Annotated in this window: 21 protein-coding genes and 2 tRNA genes; 16 read left to right on the top strand and 7 right to left on the bottom strand. The window is 32.4% G+C overall.

Going from position 1 to position 22,541, the window contains the following annotated elements:
• On the top strand, positions 1–140 hold a 140-nt coding region (locus AAC053_RS02710; protein ID WP_339752579.1), incomplete at its 5' end, for a zinc-dependent peptidase.
• Positions 141–347: 207 nt separating this feature from the next.
• Here AAC053_RS02710 and AAC053_RS02715 read toward each other — a convergent pair.
• Positions 348–432: transfer RNA gene (locus AAC053_RS02715), tRNA-Ser, on the bottom strand.
• Between the two features lie 176 nt (positions 433–608).
• On the opposite strand from AAC053_RS02715, the gene AAC053_RS02720 reads away from it, so the two are divergent.
• From AAC053_RS02720 to AAC053_RS02735, 4 genes are all read left to right on the top strand, one after another.
• Positions 609–1,388, top strand: a complete 780-nt coding sequence (locus AAC053_RS02720; RefSeq protein WP_339752476.1) for a DUF3108 domain-containing protein — start codon at positions 609–611, stop codon at positions 1,386–1,388.
• Between the two features lie 49 nt (positions 1,389–1,437).
• Positions 1,438–1,776 carry an FUSC family protein gene (locus AAC053_RS02725; protein WP_339752479.1) on the top strand — a complete coding sequence of 113 codons (339 nt, stop codon included), beginning with the start codon at positions 1,438–1,440 and terminating at the stop codon, positions 1,774–1,776.
• A gap of 68 nt (positions 1,777–1,844) precedes the next feature.
• Positions 1,845–2,876, top strand: a complete 1,032-nt coding sequence (locus AAC053_RS02730) for a M28 family metallopeptidase (RefSeq protein ID WP_339752481.1) — start codon at positions 1,845–1,847, stop codon at positions 2,874–2,876.
• Positions 2,877–3,004: 128 nt separating this feature from the next.
• Positions 3,005–4,585: a M28 family metallopeptidase gene (locus AAC053_RS02735; protein WP_339752484.1), complete on the top strand. Its 1,581-nt coding sequence runs from the start codon at positions 3,005–3,007 to the stop codon at positions 4,583–4,585.
• A gap of 117 nt (positions 4,586–4,702) precedes the next feature.
• On the opposite strand, the gene AAC053_RS02740 is transcribed toward AAC053_RS02735, so the two are convergent.
• Both AAC053_RS02740 and bshB1 read right to left on the bottom strand, forming a co-directional pair.
• Positions 4,703–4,778, bottom strand: a tRNA-His gene (locus tag AAC053_RS02740).
• Between the two features lie 60 nt (positions 4,779–4,838).
• Entirely contained in the window at positions 4,839–5,561 is a 723-nt protein-coding gene (gene bshB1 / locus AAC053_RS02745; RefSeq protein ID WP_339752485.1) for a bacillithiol biosynthesis deacetylase BshB1, read from the bottom strand.
• A gap of 221 nt (positions 5,562–5,782) precedes the next feature.
• On the opposite strand from bshB1, the gene AAC053_RS02750 reads away from it, so the two are divergent.
• Genes AAC053_RS02750 through AAC053_RS02760 form a run of 3 tightly spaced genes read left to right on the top strand, consistent with a single transcriptional unit; the run spans position 5,783 to position 10,040 of the window.
• Positions 5,783–7,621 (top strand): SLC13 family permease, encoded by a 1,839-nt coding sequence (locus tag AAC053_RS02750; RefSeq protein ID WP_339752487.1) that lies wholly within the window; start codon positions 5,783–5,785, stop codon positions 7,619–7,621.
• Positions 7,622–7,679: 58 nt separating this feature from the next.
• The gene (pckA, locus tag AAC053_RS02755) at positions 7,680–9,290 is read left to right on the top strand and encodes a phosphoenolpyruvate carboxykinase (ATP) (RefSeq protein WP_339752489.1); all 1,611 of its coding nucleotides are present in this window, start codon (positions 7,680–7,682) and stop codon (positions 9,288–9,290) included.
• 57 nt (positions 9,291–9,347) lie between these two features.
• Positions 9,348–10,040 (top strand): DUF2490 domain-containing protein, encoded by a 693-nt coding sequence (locus AAC053_RS02760; RefSeq protein ID WP_339752492.1) that lies wholly within the window; start codon positions 9,348–9,350, stop codon positions 10,038–10,040.
• Here AAC053_RS02760 and AAC053_RS02765 read toward each other — a convergent pair.
• The 4 genes from AAC053_RS02765 to AAC053_RS02780 form a co-directional block, all read right to left on the bottom strand.
• The gene (locus tag AAC053_RS02765) at positions 10,015–11,172 is read right to left on the bottom strand and encodes an aminotransferase class I/II-fold pyridoxal phosphate-dependent enzyme (protein WP_339752495.1); all 1,158 of its coding nucleotides are present in this window, start codon (positions 11,170–11,172) and stop codon (positions 10,015–10,017) included. The genes AAC053_RS02760 and AAC053_RS02765 overlap by 26 nt on opposite strands.
• Positions 11,173–11,223: 51 nt before the next feature.
• Positions 11,224–12,630 (bottom strand): MATE family efflux transporter, encoded by a 1,407-nt coding sequence (locus AAC053_RS02770; protein WP_339752498.1) that lies wholly within the window; start codon positions 12,628–12,630, stop codon positions 11,224–11,226.
• 165 nt (positions 12,631–12,795) lie between these two features.
• Positions 12,796–15,993 (bottom strand): cytochrome c biogenesis protein CcsA, encoded by a 3,198-nt coding sequence (gene ccsA, locus AAC053_RS02775; RefSeq protein WP_339752500.1) that lies wholly within the window; start codon positions 15,991–15,993, stop codon positions 12,796–12,798.
• A gap of 123 nt (positions 15,994–16,116) precedes the next feature.
• A complete protein-coding gene (locus tag AAC053_RS02780; RefSeq protein ID WP_339752502.1) occupies positions 16,117–16,506 on the bottom strand; it encodes a group III truncated hemoglobin in 390 nt (129 codons plus the stop codon).
• A gap of 70 nt (positions 16,507–16,576) precedes the next feature.
• On the opposite strand from AAC053_RS02780, the gene AAC053_RS02785 reads away from it, so the two are divergent.
• From AAC053_RS02785 to corA, 8 genes are all read left to right on the top strand, one after another.
• Positions 16,577–17,389: a DUF2520 domain-containing protein gene (locus tag AAC053_RS02785; protein ID WP_339752505.1), complete on the top strand. Its 813-nt coding sequence runs from the start codon at positions 16,577–16,579 to the stop codon at positions 17,387–17,389.
• Complete coding sequence (locus AAC053_RS02790) at positions 17,376–17,909, top strand: HAD-IIIA family hydrolase (protein ID WP_339752508.1); 534 nt, start codon at positions 17,376–17,378, stop codon at positions 17,907–17,909. Before AAC053_RS02785 ends, AAC053_RS02790 begins: the two co-directional genes overlap by 14 nt.
• Positions 17,910–17,917: 8 nt before the next feature.
• Positions 17,918–18,232 carry a hypothetical protein gene (locus AAC053_RS02795; protein ID WP_339752511.1) on the top strand — a complete coding sequence of 105 codons (315 nt, stop codon included), beginning with the start codon at positions 17,918–17,920 and terminating at the stop codon, positions 18,230–18,232.
• A gap of 8 nt (positions 18,233–18,240) precedes the next feature.
• A complete protein-coding gene (locus tag AAC053_RS02800) occupies positions 18,241–19,170 on the top strand; it encodes a geranylgeranylglycerol-phosphate geranylgeranyltransferase (RefSeq protein ID WP_339752513.1) in 930 nt (309 codons plus the stop codon).
• 1 nt (position 19,171) lies between these two features.
• Entirely contained in the window at positions 19,172–19,765 is a 594-nt protein-coding gene (locus AAC053_RS02805) for a Maf family nucleotide pyrophosphatase (protein ID WP_339752516.1), read from the top strand.
• Positions 19,766–19,871: 106 nt separating this feature from the next.
• A complete protein-coding gene (locus tag AAC053_RS02810) occupies positions 19,872–20,813 on the top strand; it encodes a septum formation inhibitor Maf (RefSeq protein ID WP_339752518.1) in 942 nt (313 codons plus the stop codon).
• Between the two features lie 36 nt (positions 20,814–20,849).
• Entirely contained in the window at positions 20,850–21,383 is a 534-nt protein-coding gene (locus AAC053_RS02815) for a mechanosensitive ion channel domain-containing protein (RefSeq protein ID WP_339752520.1), read from the top strand.
• Between the two features lie 3 nt (positions 21,384–21,386).
• On the top strand, positions 21,387–22,463 hold the full coding sequence (gene corA / locus AAC053_RS02820; RefSeq protein WP_339752522.1) for a magnesium/cobalt transporter CorA: 1,077 nt from the start codon (positions 21,387–21,389) through the stop codon (positions 22,461–22,463).
• Positions 22,464–22,541 lie beyond the last annotated feature (78 nt).

Here is a 22,541-nt window from a genome sequence, read left to right on the forward strand (position 1 = left end):
GTGGCACAAACCAAGCTGAATTCTTTGCAGTAGCTTCAGAATACTTTTTTGAACGCCCAGACTTACTGAAAAAGAAACATCCAGAACTTTATAAAATGTTGGTGGAGTGTTTCAAACAGAAACTTAGTCGTGGCGAATGATTAACTCGGCACATTACCATTCTATTACGTCGCAATCCATTTTTGGGTGTTTATTTTTTAAAAAGGGTTTACAAAATACTAATTTTGATTTACAATTGTGTTGACTAGACGTGCTTTTGAAACTATTTAAAAAAGAAAAAACCCTTTAAAGATAAACTTTAAAGGGCTTAGTAATCTATTAAGCTTCATTTGAAACCTAAATCTCAGCGGAGAGTAAGGGATTCGAACCCCTGGAGGTGTGACCCTCAACAGTTTTCAAGACTGCCGCATTCGACCACTCTGCCAACTCTCCTTTAGCGGGTGCAAATATAAAATCCTTTTTATTGTAGCCAAAGGTATTTTGTAGTTTTTTTTAAAAAAAACAATAGATTGATTTACAAAACAAAAATTAGTATCATTTAATAAAGCATTGTATTTTTCGGCATAATATATGCTAGTTATAACGTTATTATCAATAAATCAATTTTTATGAAACATTTTATTTTTGTATTTATCGCTTTTATAAGCCTTAATAACTTTGCTCAAAATAAAACTATTGCAGCTGGTGAAAAGCTTGTTTATACAGCATCATATAACATGTCAGGTTTACTGACTGATATTGCACAAGTAAAAATGGAAACAAGTAAAATTAAGACATCTAAAAGCACTCTTCTTCGTTTAAAGTGTACTGCAGTAACTTATAAAAAATGGGACAACTTCTTTAAGATAAGAGACCTTTATGAAAGTTATGTTAACCCAAAAACACTTACTCCATATTTATATAAAAGAGATATTAGTGAAGGAGGGTATTATAAATTTATGCAATATAAATACAATCATAAATCTAAGCTCGTAAAAAGTCTAAAGCGTAAAAAAAATAAAGAAGGTAAAACTTGGGATGAAAATAAAAATATAAAGATTGGCGCATCAACTAAAGATCTTGTAAGTACCTTGTATAGTATTAGAAATATGGATATCCATAAAGCGAGTCCTGGAGATCAACAAAATTTCACAGTTTTATTTGATAATAAAGAAATAATTATCACAGTAAAATATCTTAAAAAAGAAACTATTTCTACAAAGTTAGGTAGCAAAGAATGTTATAAACTCGCTTTATCAATTAAAGGTAGTGATATACTAAAAGGTAATAATAATAACCTTTTATGGTTAACAGCTGATGACAATAAAATTCCTGTTTATGCAAAGTTCAAAATTCCTGTAGGTAATGGTGAGTTAAAAATTGTTTCTGCAACCGGACTTAAAAACTAATTGACATGAAATTGAAGATTTACGAATACCATACAAAAATAAAAATAGCATGAGTAAAAAATTATTCATCATTTTAGGTTTTATAGCAGCAATACTAGCCGTAATTATAGCAGTTACACCTTTATCTAATTTAGCGGTTGCACCAATTATTGTAGCTTTCCTAAGTGGATTAATCGTTCTCTTTCTTTCAAAAAAGCACAAAACTAAAACGAAGTCAATTCAATATATCTTTCTTCTAGTGATTATTTCATTAATCTTAACGATATACAAAGGTGTTTTTTCAACTACAAAAGTAGGTGATACAGAACAACTTGAACAGCGTGATGAAGAAAACCTAGAAGATTCTAAAGAAATTCTTGAAGATATTGAGATTGACGAAGATTTTTAAAATTTGGATAAAATTGTAAGAAACCATTTCGTCTATTTACCTTATTTTTGTTTAAATCAATCACTTATATGAAAGTATTAGTTGCAGCTGCACTTATTCTTGTTGGTTCTTGCTCAACCCTTAGACATAGCAAAAAAATTGACAACCTTAAAAACAGTATCTCTTTTGAAGATGAAGCTGTTGTTAAAAAGTATTTAAATACCATCAAAATTAGTGAATTAAAGATACAGGTTGAAGAAGTATCTTCAGACAAGTATAATGGTAGAATGACAGGTGAAAAAGGTCATAATGAGGTTTGTAATTATATTAGAAATTATTATATATCTCAAAATATAAAGGCTCCTGAATCTCATTCTAATTACTATCAAAAAGTTCCTAAAGAAATTCTACCCAACGATTTAAATGATTCTCAAAACATTATCGCCTATATTGAAGGTTCAGAATTTCCTGATGAATATATATACATATCTGCCCACTCAGATCATGAAGGTGTAATTGATGGAGAAATTTATAATGGTGCAGATGATAATGGCTCTGGTACTGCAGCCGTTTTAGAAATAGCTGAAGCTTTTAGCAAAGCCGTTAAAGATGGTTATCGTCCAAAAAGAAGTATCGTATTTTTGCATGTAACAGCTGAAGAAGTTGGTCTTCATGGTTCTCGCTATTATACTCAAAATCCTGTTTTTCCATTAGAAAACACTATTTCTACACTTAATATAGATATGATTGGTCGTGTTGACCAAAGACATAAAGATAACGAAAACTACATCTATCTCATTGGTTCCGATAGGATGAGTACTGAATTGCATTTTATTGCCCAAAAAGCAAATGAGACATTCACTAACTTAAAACTTGATTATAAATTTAATGAAGAGAATGATGTTAATCGTTACTACTACAGATCAGATCACTATAATTTTGCAATAAAAGGTATTCCTGTAATTTTCTTCTTTAATGGTGAGCATGAAGATTATACGAAACCAACTGATACCGCTGATAAAATTAACTACCCATTATTAGCTAAGCGTACAAAGCTCATATTTGCTACAGCATGGTATTTAGCAAATTCTGACAAGCGTTTAAACCCAGAAATAATCTAATGTTAAAGTTTGTTAAAAGAAATTTAACCTAAACTTAAAGCCTTTGCTATTTTCGTAGTTTTACAATGTACCTCTATTAAAATCAATATAGAGTTTCCTTAAAAACTAACAATCTAACAATTTATTTAATGAAAAAAATACTATTAATTTTTTGTGTCTCTGGTTTAATTATAAGCTGCGGAACATCTTCAAAGAGTAATACCTCTTCTATAAAAAAATCTAAAACCAAAATTGTTGATCCTTCTGAATATGCATCAACAATTACTTCAGAAGAATTAAAAACGATGCTCTTCAAATATGCATCAGATGAATTTGAAGGTAGAGAAACTGGAGAAAAAGGTCAGAAAATGGCTGTAGAGTATTTAAAAGAGCAATACAAAGCTATGGAAATATCAACTCCATTAGGTGGAGATGATTACTTCCAAGAAGTACCATTAGTAAAACAAAAAACGGCAACAGCTAAATTGAGCGTTAATGGAAAACCATTTAATAGTTTTGAACATCACATAGTGTTATCTGTTTCAGAAAGTATCGATATTTCAGTTGATGATATCATCTATGTTGGATCTGGTATTGATACAGACAATTATTCTGACTACGCTAAAGTAGACGTAAAAGGAAAATTTGTGTTAGTAAAGTCTGGTGAGCCAAAAGATGGCGATGGTAATTACGTAACTTCTGGTACTTCTGAAGAAACGAAATGGTCTAGTGGCCGTCAATCAATATCAAGTAAAAGAGATGCCGCAAAAGAACATGGAGCAAAAGGAATGCTTTTAATGGACAGTGCGTTATTCCCTAGATATGCACTTTCTTTCAAAAGGCGAGCAGAGTCTGGTGCTTCTGGACGTTTATCTCTAAAAAGTAATGAAGCAGGAATGGTACTGATAATGATTAACGAAGATTTGGGCAAAGCATTAAATCCATCAATTTTAGAAGATGATGAGTCTAAAGTTATTGAAATAAAAATGAATTTAGCCATCGAAAATAAATCTGAAGCTGTTACTTCTGAAAATGTTGTGGCATTCATAAAAGGTTCAGAAAAACCTGATGAAATTGTAGTCATCTCTGCACATTTAGATCATGAAGGCATTAAAAATGGTGAAGTATATAATGGTGCAGATGACGATGGGTCTGGCACAATAGCTTTATTAGAAATAGCTGAAGCTTTTAAAATGGCAGAAAAAGCAGGTAGTGGACCTAAGAGATCCATTCTGTTTTTACATGTTACAGGTGAAGAAAAAGGTCTTTTAGGCTCTAGACATTACACAGACAATGACCCAATCTTTCCTTTAGCAAATACGGTTGCAGACCTTAATATTGATATGATAGGTAGAATAGATCCAAAACGTAAAGAAGATACAAGAAACTACGTTTATTTAATTGGTAGTGATAAATTAAGTACTGAACTACACAATATTTCAGAAGATGTAAATACAAAGTATACTAATATAGAATTAGACTATACCTATAACGACGAAAATGATCCTAATCGTTTTTATTACAGATCTGACCACTACAACTTTGCAAAAAATAATGTTCCTGTTATATTTTACTTTAATGGTACTCACGATGATTATCATAAACCAAGTGATACACCAGATAAAATTGAATACGATTTATTAGAAAACAGAACGCGCTTAGTTTTTCATACAGCTTGGGAAGTTGCTAACAGAGCTGAAAGAATTGTGGTAGATAAGGCTACAGAATAATAAAGTTTTAAATATTTATAAAAAGACCTTTCTAATCATTGAAAGGTCTTTTTCTTTTAGGCACAAAAAAAGCTTCTCTCCCAATAGTTATTGGGACTGAGAAGCTTTACTAATTTAGGGTGGAAGACCGGTCTCGAACCGGCGACCTTCGGTACCACAAACCGACGCTCTAACCAACTGAGCTACAACCACCATTTTAATTAGGACTGCAAATGTAAATTATTTACATTTTTCTACAAAGTGTTTTTTTAACTTATTTTAAATCAAATAAAGAATCAACAGCAAGATAACGTTCAACTGTATAACCCTCAGCAAATTCTGCTCCAATTAAGCGCCCTAAATTACGTGCTCGATAAACAATACTGTCTGTAAAGTTTTTACTAGAGATAGGCGTTTGTGGCTCATCATTATTAGGGTCAAAAAACTGTGTTTTGTAGGCCATGACAGAATCCATTTTCTTGTCCATAAAACCAGTAACATCTACTGCAAAATCTGGCTCTAAATCTTTCCATTGTATATAATGATAGACGGCTTTAGGCCGCCAAGGTTCTTGTACTTTATTTTCATCTTTATAAATAGTTTCAATCTTTCTTAAACCACTCAAAAAACAAGCATCACTTACTAGCTGACTTCCTTTACTATGATCAATGTGTCTATCATCAATAGCATTACAAATTACTATTTCTGGTCTGTAATATCGTATCATTTTAATGATTTCGATTTGATGCTCCTTATTATTAATAAAAAAACCATCTGCAAAGCGCATATTAAACCTAGTATTAACACCAAGAATTTTTGCTGCATTATAGGCTTCTTCATCCCTAGTTTTTGCAGTACCTCTAGTTCCTAACTCTCCACGAGTTAAATCTATAATTCCAACTTTTTTACCATTAGAAACCTCTTTCGCTAAAGTAGCTCCGCAACCTAATTCTACATCGTCAGGATGTGCACCAATGGCTAATATGTCTAATTTCATCTCTTATTATCTTTTCTGTAATGCCAAAAATATTAAAAAGAAGATAGATTCTCGCTTTCTTTTTATTTCGCAAACGGTTTCGTTTACATATTTCAAGATTTATAAGCCTCAATACTGCCTAAAATTTAAAAATTCACAATTACCTCAAAGTATGATATTCGTCATAAAAATTGCCTTATAATGCTTTTAACTTTACAGTATAATTACAGAATGTATTCATTATGAGCTTAATGTTAGTCATCTTAATTGTCACAATAGCCTTATTTATTTGGGGCAAATTCACACCAGATATTATCGCTCTTATTTCTATGTTAAGCTTATTTCTTTTTGGAATATTGGACCTATCAGAAACCTTAAGTGGCTTTAGTAATCCAACGGTAATTATGATTGCTGCATTGTTTATTATTGGTGAAGGATTATCTCAGACGGGCTGGACAGCATTAGCAGGAGAAAAATTTATTAAAATGGCTGGCAAAAGCACAACTAAACTTCTATTAATTACAACATTAGGTTCTGGTTTATTATCTGGTGTGGTAAGTAATACTGGTACAGTTGCCACCTTAATGCCAGTAACTATTTCATCTGCTTGGAGTATAGGCACCTTACCCTCTAAACTACTTATGCCAGTAGCCTTTGGCTCAAACACTGGAGGACTATTGACCCTAACCGGTACACCTCCAAATATTATTGTTAATAATACGATGCTAGAAAGCGGCTTGGAGGGTTTTTCATTTTTTGAATTTGGTCTAATCGGACTGCCATTACTACTAATAGCCTTAGTATATTTTAGATATATAGGTTACCGATTATTACCTAGCAACAAAACTAATAACAAACCTGTGGACATAAGTACGACAGTACACAAATGGATTGAAGCTTATAAGGTAGATGATGATTACTACAGACTAAGAGTCCGCTCAGTTTCACCTTTTTTGAATACAAAAATTGGTGATTGGGATTTTGAAAATGAGCATGACGTCTCTATTCTAAGAATAAAGCGAAGACATCCAAATGTATTAAAAGGAAATGATCCTTTTATTGAATTCCCTGCTAATTCAACAGAATTTTTATACCACGATATTATCACTGTTAAAGGGGATACTGAAGCGATTAATGCCTTAATGATAAAGTTTAGATTAGGCCTATTGCCATTAGAACCAATAGAAGATGAATTAAGAAACAACTTAATAAATCAAGAAGTTGGTATGGCAGAAGTCTTAGTGACACCAAAATCAGTTCTTGTTGGTCGAAAAATACGATTAGGTATTTTCTTTAAACGTTTTGGTGTGCAATTAATGGCTGCCTCTCGTAATAACAAACCATTTACAGAACGTGAAATTATTGTAAAAGCAGGTGATGCTTTTTTAGTAAGAGGAATCTGGAATGATATAGAACAATTAAAAGAGCATCACGAAAATTTAGTGATTTGTGGTAGCCCTGAAGGTATGGCGAAAACCGTAACAAATCTTACCTATAAATCTTATATCGCATTGTTTGCATTAGTAATCATGGTCGCTCTATTAGTATTCAAAATTGTACCTGGAGCATTAGCAGCACTTATATCTGCTGGTATTGTCTTAATCTCTGGTTGTGTGCCAATTGCTAAAGCATACAAAGGTATCAGTTGGATTAGCGTTGTAATGATTGCCGCTATGATACCTATGGGAATAGCACTTCAAAAAACAGGTACTGCAGAACTTATAGCAAATGGTTTAGTAAACACCTTAGGTAGTTTACACCCTGTTGTATTACTTGGAGGAGTATTTCTATTAACTACATCATTTAGTCAGGTGATAAACAATTCTGCTACTGCTGTACTTATGGCACCTATTGTAATTATTGCTGCTAACACGCTAAATATTTCGGCAGCACCATTTATGATTGTTGTTGCAGTTAGTGCTTCAACTGCATTTTTAACACCAGTTGGCACCACAACTAATGCAATGGTAATGACTGCTGGAGGCTACAAATTTATAGATTATTTAAAAGTAGGTGCACCACTGCTTCTACTCTTCTTAATAACCACATTAGTATTAGTGCCATTGATATGGCCATTTTAAATCGAAAGTCTAATTAAAAAATTATTAAATCATGGAAATTTTATTAAATAAACCGATTATGAAAACAAGAGACCTTACTCAGTATGGACTAAAAGACACCAATGCACATTGGAACTTATCTCCAGAAAAACTACAAGCCATTACCATTAAAAAAGGAATGGGAAAAGAAACCTCTAATGGTACTTTAGCCATTAATACCGGAAAATTTACAGGGCGCTCACCTCAAGACCGTTTTATTGTAAAAGACGATTACACAAAAGATCTTGTGTGGTGGGGAAAAACGAATAAAGAAATTTCTCCAATAAACTTTGATCATTTACAATCTGAAATCACAAATTATTTAAGCGGAAAAGAAATCTATGTAAGAGATGCTTATGTTTGTGCAGATCCTGAATATAAAACAAATGTTAGAACCGTTACAGAATATCCATGGTCTAACATGTTTACATATAATATGTTTTTAAGATCTGACGAATCTGAATTAGAAAATTTTGAAGAAGATTGGTTAGTTCTTTGCGCACCAGGTTACGAGGCACCAGATCCTAAAAAATATGGTCTTCGTCAAGAGAATTTTTCAATTTTAAATTTTACTAAAAAAATTGCTTTGGTTGGTGGTTCTGCTTATACTGGTGAAATAAAGAAAGGGGTTTTCTCTTCACTAAACTTTATACTTCCTGTTGAAAAAGAAGTCTTACCAATGCACTGTTCTGCAAATGTTGGCGAAGATGGTGATACCGCAATTTTCTTCGGATTATCTGGTACTGGCAAAACGACTTTATCTGCAGATCCGAATCGTAAATTGATTGGTGACGATGAGCATGGTTGGACGGCAAATAATAACATCTTTAATTTTGAAGGTGGTTGCTACGCTAAAGTTATTGACTTAACAGAAGACAAGGAACCAGACATTTTTAGAGCTATTAAACCAGGTGCAATTCTTGAAAATGTCGTTTTTAAAGACAATGGAGAGATAGATTTTATGGATAGTAGTATTACACAAAACACACGTGTAAGTTACCCAATTTATCATATTGATAATATTCAAAAACCATCATTTGCAGGAAACCCAACAAATATATTCTTCCTAACAGCTGATGCTTTTGGTGTATTACCTCCAGTTTCTAAGTTAACTCCAGGTCAAGCTGCATATCACTTTACTTCTGGCTATACTGCAAAAGTGGCTGGTACAGAAGCAGGTATTACTGAACCTGTACCATCATTCTCTGCATGTTTCGGTGAGCCATTTATGCCTTTACACCCAACCGTATATGCTGAGATGCTAAGTAAAAAAATGCAAGATGCAGGTGTTAACGTTTGGTTAATAAACACTGGCTGGAGTGGTGGCCCTTATGGTGTAGGATCTCGTATAAAATTAAAATATACTAGAGCCATGATCACTGCTATTCTTAATGGTGATTTAGACCAAGTAGATTATAACCAGCATCCAATATTTGGATTACATATGCCAAAGTATTGTCCTAATGTTCCAACAGAAATATTAGACCCAATGAATACTTGGTTACAAAAAGGAGGCTACATCAGTAAGGCTATTCAGTTAGCACACTCATTCCACTTAAATTTTGAAAAATTTGCGAGTGAAGCTTCAGAACAAATCATTGAAGGAGGCCCATTAATTGACGAACACCACCACTTAGGTGACCATGTTTAATAATTCCATGACTGAAAAGAGCTCTGAAAAGGGCTCTTTTTTTTAATATAGAATAGAATGAAAAGGTTTATCTTCCTACTTGCGTTAATCTTATATCAAGTTTCATTGTTTGCTCAAAATCCATCTGAAGACTTTTTGGGCTCATGGTATACTTACGGAATTAATCATCGCATAAATGAGCATTTTAGCTTAACCCCTTATGCAGAGCTTCGGTTTTATGAACTCGCTACAAACTATAACTTAGCTTTTATTTCACTGCGTGGAAACTATCATTTAAGTTCAAATTCTACATTAGGACTTGGATATGCTTTTTTAGATATTGATACCGCTTTTGAATTTGACAATGCGCCTAATATCAAAGAAAATAGAATTTACGAACAGTATATTTTTAAACACCGGTTTGGAAAACTCAAAATGCAACATCGCGGACGTTTAGAACAGCGTTTTTTTAATTTTACAGATAGAAACGAACTACAACAACGCTTTAGATATCGCATCAGTTTTAGATATGATATTAATAAAGCTTTGTACTTAATGATTACAGAAGAGCCTTTTGTAAACTTTCAAGATCAGGTATTTCACGAAAATCGATTTTATACAGGAATTGGTTTTAATGTATTAAAACATTCTCAAATTCAAATTGGTTATTTAAAACAAAATATAAGAAAAAATAACCTCAATAGAATTCAGGTTGGCATAAGTATTCAAACAGATTCTAGAAAACCTAAGACAGCTCTAACGCAACTATAGCCTGATTGATATCTCGTTTTAAATCTTTAGTTTCTTCAATACCAACAGAAAACCGAATTAATTGGTCATTAATACCAACATTGTCACGTTCTTGTTGGCTTAACAAAGCATGAGAAGTTAAATATGGGGAAAGCATGGTACTTTCTATTCCGGCTAAACTCATAGACGATTTAATGAGTTTTAATTTCTTCTGAAACTTAAGTGCATCTATATCACCCAACAATTCAAAAGACATCATTGCTCCAAATCCACTCATTTGCGATTTCGCTAACTTATACTCCGGGTGCGATTTTAAACCAGGATAATTTACTTTCGAAATCTTAGGATGCTTTTCTAACCACTTTGCAAGTTTTATCGCATTTTTGGTTTGTGCTTTAACGCGCAACCCTAGAGTTTTCATGCTACGCTCTAACATCCAAACCGTTATATCACTTAGACTACCACCAAGGTTTTTACCAACATTCCAGATGCGCTCTATATGCTCGCTTGAACTTGCTACTGCGCCAGCACAAATATCGCTATGACCACCAAAATATTTGGTAGCAGAATGCATAACCATATCCATACCTAAATCTATAGGTTTTTGATTTACAGGTGATGCAAACGTATTGTCAATAGAGGTTAAAACACCTTTAGACTTACCCAATTTTGCAATTGCTTTAATATCCGTAATGGTCATTAATGGATTTGATGGTGTTTCAATATGAATCAACTTTGTGTTGGGCTTAATAGCGGCCTCAAAGTCTTCAACAGTATAACCATTAGTAAATGTATATTCAATACCGTATTTAGGAAACTCTTCCTTTATAAAATTTACTGTTCCACCATATAGCGTATTTTGAACAACCAAATGATCTCCTTGTTTTAAAAAGGCAAAAAACATAGTACTAATAGCTGCCATACCAGAACCAAAAATCATAGCTGCTTCTGTATGTTCTAAAGCTGCAATCTTCTTTGATAAAAATTCTTGATTTGGTGTATTAAAATAACGTGGATATCGTTTTACATCAACATCTAAAAACTCATACGACGAACTCAGATACATAGGTGACACAGCGCCTTTAAATTGTTCATCTTTAACTTCACCTACATGTGTGCAAATAGTATTTAGCCCAAATTTTTTCTTAGACATAGCATTTTCTTTGAATTTTTATAAATTTAGTGAAAAGCTTCTAATACATCATTAGACTTTAACGGATTTCCAATAGCCTTTTTTAAACCAAATAATACCTATTACTGCTATTAGTAGTTCAGCAAAAGTTATAGCCATAAAAACACCTATTGGACCAAAATCGAATGTTAAAGCCGTGATATAAGCAAAGGGTAATTGAAATAACCAGAAGCATATAAAGTTAATCCATGTTGGTGTTTTGGTATCACCTGCACCATTAAACGAATTAATAACAACCATACCATAACCATAAAAGATATAACCAGCTGCAATAATTCTTAGGCATAAAGCTCCGTTTTTAACTACTTCAGCCTCTTGTGTAAACCATGAGATGATTTGTGGTGCAAATACTAAATAAATAAGAGAGACCAATCCCATAAAAATAGCGCTGTATTTTCCTGTTTTCCATACAGAATCTTCAGCGCGTTGCGGTTTTTTAGCACCTAAATTCTGACCAACTAAAGTAGCTGCAGCATTACTCATTCCCCAAGCTGGCATTATGGTAAACATCATTACACGAATAGCAATAGTATATCCAGCAAGGACTTCACTACCAAATTCACTCATAATTCGCATTAAAATCACCCAAGAAGAAGTTCCTATTAAAAATTGGCCAATACCACCAATTGAAACCTTAATAAGGTTAATCATTACTGCAACTCTTAAAACCAAGTCTTTAAATTCAATTTTAATTTTACTCCAACCGTAAAACAAAATAAATATTTGAAATATTACTGCAGTACCTCTTCCTATCGTTGTAGCAATTGCTGCTCCTTCAACACCATAAGCCGGAATAAGTCCAAATCCAAAAATGAACATTGGATCTAAAATGATGTTGAGTCCATTTGATAATACTAAAGCCCACATTGCAATAGAAGCATCACCAGCTCCTCTAAAAATAGCATTAATTAAGAAAAGTAGCATTATGGTTACGTTACCTCCTAATAGCACTTGGGTATAGCCATAACCTTCTGCAATCAGCTCAGGTTCACCTCCCATTAGTTGCAATATTTCTTTAGGATATAAAATGCCTAAAACACTTATTAGAGCTGCTACAAAAACACCAAGAAAAATAACTTGAACTGCTGCCTTAGACGCTCCTTCCCTATCTTTTTCACCTATACGTCTAGCAACAATAGCTGTCGCAGCAATACTTAAGCCTATGGCTACGGCATATACTAGCGTAATAACTGATTCAGTAAGTCCTATAGTTGCGACGGCATTGACACTGACTTTAGAAACGTAGAAAATATCTACAATAGCGAAGATAGATTCCATAAGCATTTCCAAAATCATTGGAACTGCTAGCATAAATACAGCTCTACGAATACTACCACTTGTAAACTCTTGTTCTTTACCAGAAATAGCGATTTTAAAATAAATAAAAAATTGTTTTATCGAAATTTTATTAGATTGCATGGCTTGAGTATTTAATATAATAGACAAGTCAAACAAAAAAATATTTGACTATTGACATCGCAAGAATACGCGATAATTTTTCCGAATATTATTACTTATGCAATCATAATGACACAAATATGTGTATTAAGATTTAAAAATCTAGAATTAAAAAAAAAAACCTGGCTACTTCTTATAATAGATATTATATTTTCTGTAAGCTAAGAATCCTAGCACAGCAATAATACCGATAGTAGTAGCGATAAACTGAAAACTTAATATCTGATCTCCACTAGCATAAGCATGTAGGCCAGATAAATAGAAGTTAACACCAAAATAGGTCATTAAAATACTTGCAAAAGCTATTATTGACATTAAATTATAGAACCAACGACTTCGCAAACCTGGCACTAAACGCATGTGTATTACAAAGGCATATACCATAATGCTTATTAAAGCCCAAGTTTCTTTAGGATCCCAGCCCCAATATCTGCCCCAACTTTCGTTAGCCCACATGCCTCCAAGAAAGTTTCCAATAGCTAACATCACTAAACCAACGGTTAAAGCCATTTCATTAATAATGGTTAGCTCTTTAATGTTAATGAGCATGCGTTCTTTATTTTCTTCATTAGTAAGAATCATTAATAACAAAGTTACAACGCCTAAAATCATGCCTATTGCAAAAGGGCCATAACTTGCCACAATTACAGATACATGTATCATTAACCAATACCCTTGAAGAACAGGTTGAAGATTTGCAATTGCAGGATCCATCCAATTCAAATGAGCTACCATCAATATCATAGAACACACAAATGCAGAAGCAGCAACTGTGAGATTACTTTTGCTACCTAATAAAAGTCCAAACAGCATTACTGACCATGCTACATATATCATAGATTCATAGGCATCACTCCATGGTGCATGACCAGATAAATACCAGCGCATCACAAGTCCTGCCATGTGTAAAAAGAATAAGAAAACTATTACTCCGATTAAAACTTTGATGGCAATCTTAATCCATTGACTTTTATACTTAAATATCTGAACAATAATAAATATAAACAACAATGTACTGGCATACATATACCAGCTAAAGAGACGTTTAAAAATGTCATATTTATTATAGATGATTTCTGTTTTAATTTTCTCATCTGATAGCATCACCTCTCCTCCTAATTTTTGCTGTGTTTTTTTAAAATCGTTTAAAAGCTTATCGGCATTAGAGTAATCACCAGATAGTTTGGCATTATTTAGAGTCATTAAATAAAATCTAAAGCCATTATTTATAAAGTTACCATAAAGAGTATCCTTTATTTTTTGGCTATAGCCTTCATTTCTATATTCTAAAGACGATATCCATTTATTATTTTCATCTTCAGGCAAAGGGAAAATCTTTAATGAACGGCCTTCAATTGCATCAGACAATAAACTTAAACGACCATAAGTATCTTTTACTTCTTTTTGAAAACCATTTGGTACTTGAGCTTTAAAAGATTCCTCAATATATGGCCCTAATTTATTTCTGCCTTCTGGAGTAAAAAAATCAAGCAAACTAACATATTTCTTGCTTTTATCTACACCAATTATAGTTCTTATAGAATCTGCTTTTCTAGGTGTTAGGTATATGACTGGCATGTTATACCAGAGTATCGAGCTTTCTTGAATAGATAGAAATACCTGTGTCGCATCCATGTCTTCATAAACATCGCTCTTACTAATTTTCCTAAGCATTTCAGACGCATAAGTATGAATTGGCATCATACGACCACTATAATCTTGAATCACCATCTCAGCAAACTTATCAGTATGTGCTTTTGGTGTTATATTGGCTTTTAGGAGAGAATCTAACTGTGCTTTTAGTGGTCTCTCTACACCGATATTATGACCATCAGCAGTAGAATGCTCCTGTGAAAAACCAGACAAACAAAATAATAAAGCAATAACACCCATCATCTTAGCCTTCTTATCTTTTAATTTATTAAGACGACTTCTGATATCATCGAAACGTGTGTTTTTAGCAAATAGAATAGCCAATAAACCGAAATACAATAGCATGTATCCAGCATAGGTAATGTAAGTTCCCCAACGATCGTGGTTTACAGAAAGGATAGTTCCTTTTTCATCAGGATGAAAACTCGCCTGAAAGAAACGATAACCCTTATGGTCTAGAACATGATTCATATATATATGGTAATCAAATTCACTCTGGTCTTTATCTAAAACTGTTACTTTACTTTCATAAGATGAATAAGCTTTTTCTGTACCAGGATACTTTTCGGCAATAAAATCGTTCAGTTTTATTTGAAAAGGAAGCTGTTCTAAACGAGAACCATAGCGTAATGCTATTTCTAAACCTCCAACTTTTATTTCTTCAAAATTATTATAAGTTCCTATTCCTCCTAAAAGATTAGCGCTTATAGTTTCTCCATTAGCAGTAACATCTAAAACAATACCGTCCTCATCACTCTTTAAAATGACAGGTTTTTTAACAATATCAAAAATACCCTTTACAACAGGCTTAGGGAAAACCAATTGCATATTCCCGATAATGTATCTAGATCGAAGTACTAAAGGTTGCAAACTATCTTTAACCAACTTACCAGTAGTACCAGTTGCCATGGTCATATACTCACCATCGTAAGGTGATTTAATAAATAAGCCTTGATCTGTATTTGTAATGTTTATAGCTCCGTCTTGTTCTTTATTTAAAGAAATCAAGACATTATGCATATTAGAAACCTTACCACTTTCTAAAAAGTGATTATGTGGCGCTCCATCGCCTGCTTCAACAATTTTTAAATAACTATCACCAGATTCATCTGGTATAATATCCTTTTCTGCTCCCTTAACAAATTTTTGAAGATTAAAATTTACAGGAATATTATCATAGTTAATGGTTTCATCAAAGTCATTATCTAATCGGTGCGAAAAATCTACTTCACGCTGAAAATTATAACGTTGTAAAACTCCATCAACTTCATAATTACCAACAACGTATGCTGTAACATAAGTTTTAAGCGATCTAAATTGACTTTCAGTCTGACCTTCTTCTATAGACATCTTGCCTTCATGCCCAATATAGCGTGTAATAAATGCACCTAAAAGAATAAAGATAAATGATAAATGAAGGATTAAAGTCGCCCACTTTTTCTTTTTATGTAATCCATATCTAAAGATATTACCAACAAAATTGATGACAAAGAAAACCATGATTGCTTCAAACCACCAAGCATTATAAATTAATTGTCTTGTATATGGCGTAGGAGACGTATCCATGTTTCGATCTAGAATAGTTCCTGTTGCCATGGCAACAGCAAAAACAATAAATAAAACAGCGGTAAGTCTTGTGGAAAATAGGAAATTAGCGATTTTTTTTTGCATAGCTTTAGGCTTATTTTAAGCTCGCACAAAGATAAGACTTTTTGTCCATTTTTATATGACTTTTTAACCTGCAAAAGATGTTAAAATTTAAAACACAAATTATAGGAAGAAGGTTATAAATGATTATGAATTTCTTGCTTCAAAAATCTTTAAGTACATATAGGTACCCATTTTACGTGCTCTACGTTTAGCGTTTTCTGCATAATCGCCTTCAAATAATTCATCAATAGTTTGAAACCACAAGTTTAACCAAAGTCCAAAATGTAATTCGGTTATACTATGATTATGTTCTGCATCTACTTTAGCATGAGCTTCTAAAGGATTGCCATAATACTTTGTTTTTAAAAATAAACTCGATTCCCAAAACGTTGTAAGATGCTCTAAATGCGCATCCCAATCTTTAATAGTATCGTTAAAAAAAGGACCTAAGACATCGTCTTTTCTAACTTTTTTATAGAATTTAGACACCAAACTAAATACATCTTCTCTATTCTTAATGTCTTTTTTACTCATATACATCAAAGTTATTCTTTTAATTCTATTCTTGTTATACTAGAATAAGAAATCTTAGTATTTTTACACTATGATATCAGTTGTATTACTTGGCGCTGGTAATGTTGCCACACATTTATATAAAGCATTTTCAAAAGCCGAAACTGTTTCAGTTGTACAATGGTATAATCGTACACGTTCGTCAATTTTATCTTATGCAAACGAGGTTGAGATTACAGATAATTTAGAAGAATTAATAGAAGCTGACATATATATTATGGCTGTTAGCGATGATAGTATTGCTAAGTTATCACAAAATTTACCTTTTACAAATCGATTGATTGCACATACATCTGGCAGTGTGGCTATGCACGATTTAGATAAAAAAAATCAAATTTCTGTATTTTATCCTTTACAAACGTTTTCTAAAGATGCTGATATAGACTTCTATGAAGTTCCTATTTGTATTGAAGTTTACCAAAAAGAAAATCGACAACTTTTAAAAGATTTAGCAAAGGCAATTGGATGTAAATCTCATAAAATATCTACCGAACAAAGACAAAGCATACATTTGGCAGCTGTTTTTCTTAATAATTTCACTAATCAATTATATAGAATTGGACATGAAATTTGCGAATCTAATAATTTAGAATTCGATATTATGAAACCTTTAATTTTAGAAACAGCAAAAAAGATTCAGAACGTGTCACCATACGTAGCTCAAACTGGACCTGCAAAACGCAACGATAAAAAAACTATAAAACGGCATTTAAAGCAAATTGAAAACGAAGAGCATAAAGCTATTTATGAACTGCTTACGGCTTCAATAAAGAAGACACATAAATATAATTTACCTCTGACAAGTAGCAAAAAAAAAAACGAAATAGATAATGAACGACGATAAAAGTTACAAAGAATATTTATCCAATATCAGCACCTTTGTTTTTGATGTTGATGGTGTTCTCACAGATGGTACAATTACAGTGACTACTGACGGAGAAATGTTACGCACTATGAATATTAAAGATGGTTTTGCTTTAAAAACAGCTGTAGATGCTGGTTTTAATGTTTGCATTATTTCTGGTGGCTCTAACGAAGGTGTTCGGAAACGTTTAGCTGGTTTAGGTATAAAAGACATCTATTTAGGTGCTCATAATAAGATAGAACAACTGAATGATTACATGAACAAGCACAACATTAAAAAGCCACAAGTGTTATATATGGGAGATGATATCCCAGATTATCCTGTTATGAAATTAGTTGGCTTGCCATGTTGTCCGCAAGACGCTGTTACAGAAATTAAAAGTGTTTCAAAATATATTTCGCATAAAAGTGGTGGAAAAGGAGCTGTAAGAGATGTTATAGAACAAGTACTTAAAGTACAAAACAAATGGAATGGCAATTTTAATGCGAAATACGATTAGTCAATTTTATGAGCAGAAGAAGCAGACGGCATAGCACAGGATTTGGATATATTGGGTTTGGCAATAGTCAATCAACATTTAACCAAAAAACGAGCACTCCGTTTTCTGTGTATAAGGACAAACTAGACCTTGAAGCACACCTGCATTACAAAATGCACTTTTTGCATAAAGACCTAAGTAAGGCAGACAAGGAAAAAATAAAAGATAAAATAAGAAAAGAAGAGCGTAAGCTTTTTATAAGAACAGCAATTATTAGTTTAATCGTTTTTATTGGTGTTGCCTACACGGTTTACTACCTAATTAAACAAATACTTTCGCACTAAACCCAAACATGATTCACATTTTAAAATTAATACGTTGGAAAAACCTGATTATGATTGCGCTTGTGCAATACTTAATAAAATATGCCTTACTTCTACCCTTTTTTGAATCTCATGGAATCGTTACCACGCTAAAACCTTTAGGCTTTACAATACTTATCTTAGCTACAATATTTATTGCAGCAGGTGGTTATGTTATCAACGATATTTATGATATCGAAACCGATGAGCTAAATAAACCAAGTAAGGTGATTGTTGGCAAATTTGTTAGCGAAAAAAATGCCTTATACTTATTTATTATTCTGAATGTGATTGGTGTTGGCTTAGGATATTATTTATCTAATGGTATAGGTAAACCCGGCTTTTTCGTCATATTTATTATTGCTTCTGCACTACTTTATATTTATTCCTCTTATTTCAAGCAAATGTTTTTAGTTGGCAATATTGTAGTATCATTGGTGGTATCTCTAAGTATTTTGTTAGTTGGTGTTTTTGAATTATTACCTGCTATAACAGACACCAATAGAGAAATTCAAATCACTTTTTTTAAAATTATTTTAGACTATGCCATATTCGGTTTTTTGATAAGCCTAGTTAGAGAATTAGTAAAAGATATTGAAGATCTAGATGGAGATTATAAAGCTGGTATGCAAACACTACCTATTGTATTGGGTAGAGAGCGCGCAAACAAAATTGTATTTATACTGTCTTTAGCACCCTTATTCGCCGTTATCTATTATGTTATTACCTATCTATTTAAACAAACCGAAGTTGTTGGTTATTTTTTAGTTCTTGTTATTGCACCTTTAATTTATATCAGTATAAAATTATTTAGTGCTGAACAAAAAAAACATTATAAGCACATAAGTCTAATCCTTAAGTTAGTTATGCTAACAGGTATGCTCTCAATGCTGCTTTACAAATTCATTTTACTAAAGTAATATGCTAAAAGACAAATTCAAAAGTTTCAATATAATTCTAGCTTCTGCATCACCACGTCGCCATGCGTTTTTTAAAACTATGGATTTAGATTTCGAAATTCGACTTAAACCTGTGGATGAAATCTATTCAAAAGATTTAAAAGGTCACGAAATCACAAACTATTTGGCTAAACTGAAAGCTGAACCATTTATTGAAAATCTTAAAAACAATGATATCCTTATTACAAGCGATACCATTGTTTGGTTAGATGGTAAAGCTGTTGAAAAACCAAAAAATGAAGATGATGCTTTTAGAATGATAAAATCATTAAGTGATACAACTCATAAAGTGGTTACTTCTATTTGTTTTACTTTAAAATCAAAACAAAAAATAGTCAATACCATAACAAAAGTAACTTTTAAAGCACTTACAGATGACGAAATCTGGTATTACGTTAATACATACAAACCTCTTGATAAAGCCGGAGCTTACGGCATACAAGAATGGATTGGAGCCATAGGTATTACAAGTATTGAAGGCTCATATAATAACGTTGTTGGCTTACCTACCCATTTGCTTTACGAAACGTTAAATACCATTGCAGAAAACACATAGGGTTGTAACTTTGTTTAATTATATTTAAACATAATATTTTTTTAATTCTGAACTGTCACACTTAGCACAGTAGAAGTGTTGTTTCAGTATCTTAAATACTAAAGCTATGATAACGATTATAAAACCAAAATCTATTTTTTGGATTGGCATAGGATTCACCTCATTACTGATTTCCTGCAAAGAGAGCAAAGCTGAAACCTCAGAAACTCTTGCTATTTCAGAACCTGAAACCGAAGTATTAGCACCAAAAACAATTCTATCAAAAGAATTTAAAGACTATTGGTATAATGGAGAAGCCGAAATTACCGCTTATAAATTAGAACAAGCGCGTTATGGCGAAATGAGAGATGGTAAAGCTGTATTGATATTTGTTACCGAAGATTTCTTACCAGAAGTACAAGTTAAAGCAGATAATTATAGTAAGACCAATACACCTGTTTTAAAGCTCAACGCGACTAAAAACTTCAATACAGGTATTTACCCGTATTCTATAATGCAGAGCACATTTTATCCTGTAGTAAATAATCAGCATGCCTTAAAGGTTTCGGCATCTGTACAAGAATGGTGCGGCCATGTTTATACACAACTCAATAATCGCGAAAAATTTGAAGTTAAGTTACATTCTTACTTTCAAAATGAGGCAGATCAATCTTTCAAAATAGAAAAAACATGGACAGAAAACGAACTGTGGACAAAGCTACGTGTAAATCCAAACTTACTTCCTGTTGGAGAATTAGAAATAATACCTTCTCTAGAATACACAAGGCTTAGACATAAAGACCTAAAAGCTTACACAGCTTATGCTAGTTTAAAAAATGGCACATACACAGTGTCCTATGCAGAATTAAACAGAACTTTAAAAATTAATTTTAACACAAATTTTCCTTATGATATTTTAGGTTGGGAAGAAACTTCATTAAGTGGCTCTGGTGATTCTGCTAAGAAGCTCATTACTAAAGCTACAAAACTAGAGTCTATTAAATCTGCATATTGGAGTAAAAATAATAATGCTGACGAGGGACTTAGAGAAACTTTAAAATTACAATAATCTAAACTATATTTGTAAGGCAATAATCAACTTTACATGAGTGAATTTTATTCTAATTTTAAAGATGAAATCATCTACACGGCTATATTACTAGTTATATTAACAATAATTAGAGCTATTATTGTTTTAACAGTAAAAAAAATCGGAAAAAAAAGCGGAACTACAGAGGCTAGAGCTGGCCTCATTGGCAGATATGTAACAGTTACACTTGTACTTATTGCTATTTTGGTTGAAGCCTTTATTTTAGGTGCAGAAACGAGCCAAATTACAGTTGTTTTTTCTTCCGTTTTTGCCGTAATTGGTATTGGACTCTTTGCTATTTGGTCTATACTTAGTAACATAACTTCTGGTGTTATAATGTTCTTCTCTTTTCCATATAAAGTAGGAGATAAAATAAAGATTCATGATAAAGATTATCCTTTAGAAGCCATTATCGAAGACATTAGAGCTTTTCAATTAATCCTAAAAGACGACAATGGGGATTTGGTCACATATCCAAATAATCTTATTCTTCAAAAAGCAGTAACTTTATTGCAAAAGGATGCTTTGGATGATAGTAGTATTCTCTAAGTTATGAAGAAAACAGCAAAAAAGCGTACACAGAATTACAAAAAACATGTTGGACAGGTTCCTGGCACACTAGTTTATACAGGTAAAAAATCAGGAAACAAGCTTCAAATTCAATCTTTTGATTATAATAAAGATACTATTAAAGAAAACATACTTCAACATATTGAAAATGCTGTTTCTTATAAAGATACAGATACTGTAACTTGGATTAACATCAATGGCTTACATTATGTAGAAGAGATTGAACGTGTTGGGGAACAATTCGGTTTACATCCTTTAGTATTAGAAGATATTGTTAACACCTCACAACGACCAAAAATAGATGAGTACGAATGTTATTTATTCGTAGTTTTAAAAATGCTCTATTACGACAAAGATGAAAACATTGCCATAGAACAAGTCAGTCTTGTTTTAGGCAAAAATTATGTTTTAACATTTCAAGAATCGGAAGGTGATGTTTTTGATATCGTTAGAGATCGCATTAGACTGGGCAAAGGAAGAATTAGAACTCTAAAATCCGATTACCTACTTTATACTTTAATAGATGCTGTAGTCGATCATTATTTTAGTATAGTGGAAATCTTAGGTAATAAAATTGAGGATTTAGAAACCGATTTATTCGCAGGCCAAGCGAAAGAAAATATTAATGTAGAAGTGCAACAATTAAAGCGAGAAATACTAAAGGTACGTCGATCCATATTCCCACTCCGAGAAGTAATTAATCGCATCGAAAAAATAGAACACCCATTAATCTACAAGCGAACAATCACTTATTTTAGAGATGTTTACGACCATTTATCTCAAGTGTCAGAAAACATAGATATTTACCGAGAAATGATTTGGAGTTTAATGGATATGTACATGACTACAATTAGTAATAAAATGAATGAAGTGATGAAGGTCTTAACCATCATTGCAACTATTTTTATTCCACTAACTTTTATCGCAGGTATCTACGGGATGAATTTTGATAACATACCAGAGTTACATTTCAAATATAGTTATTATGTGCTTTGGGGAATTATGATTCTTATTTTTGTTGCAATGCTCTTCTATTTTAAGCGTAAGAAATGGCTTTAATAAATATTTAGCGAACATTTAATCCAACGTTAAACAAAACCTAAAAAACGGTCATAAGTAAGATACTTTCTTATATTT

The sequence above is a fragment of the uncultured Winogradskyella sp. genome (assembly GCF_963975125.1).
Classification (GTDB): Bacteria; Bacteroidota; Bacteroidia; order Flavobacteriales; family Flavobacteriaceae; genus Winogradskyella.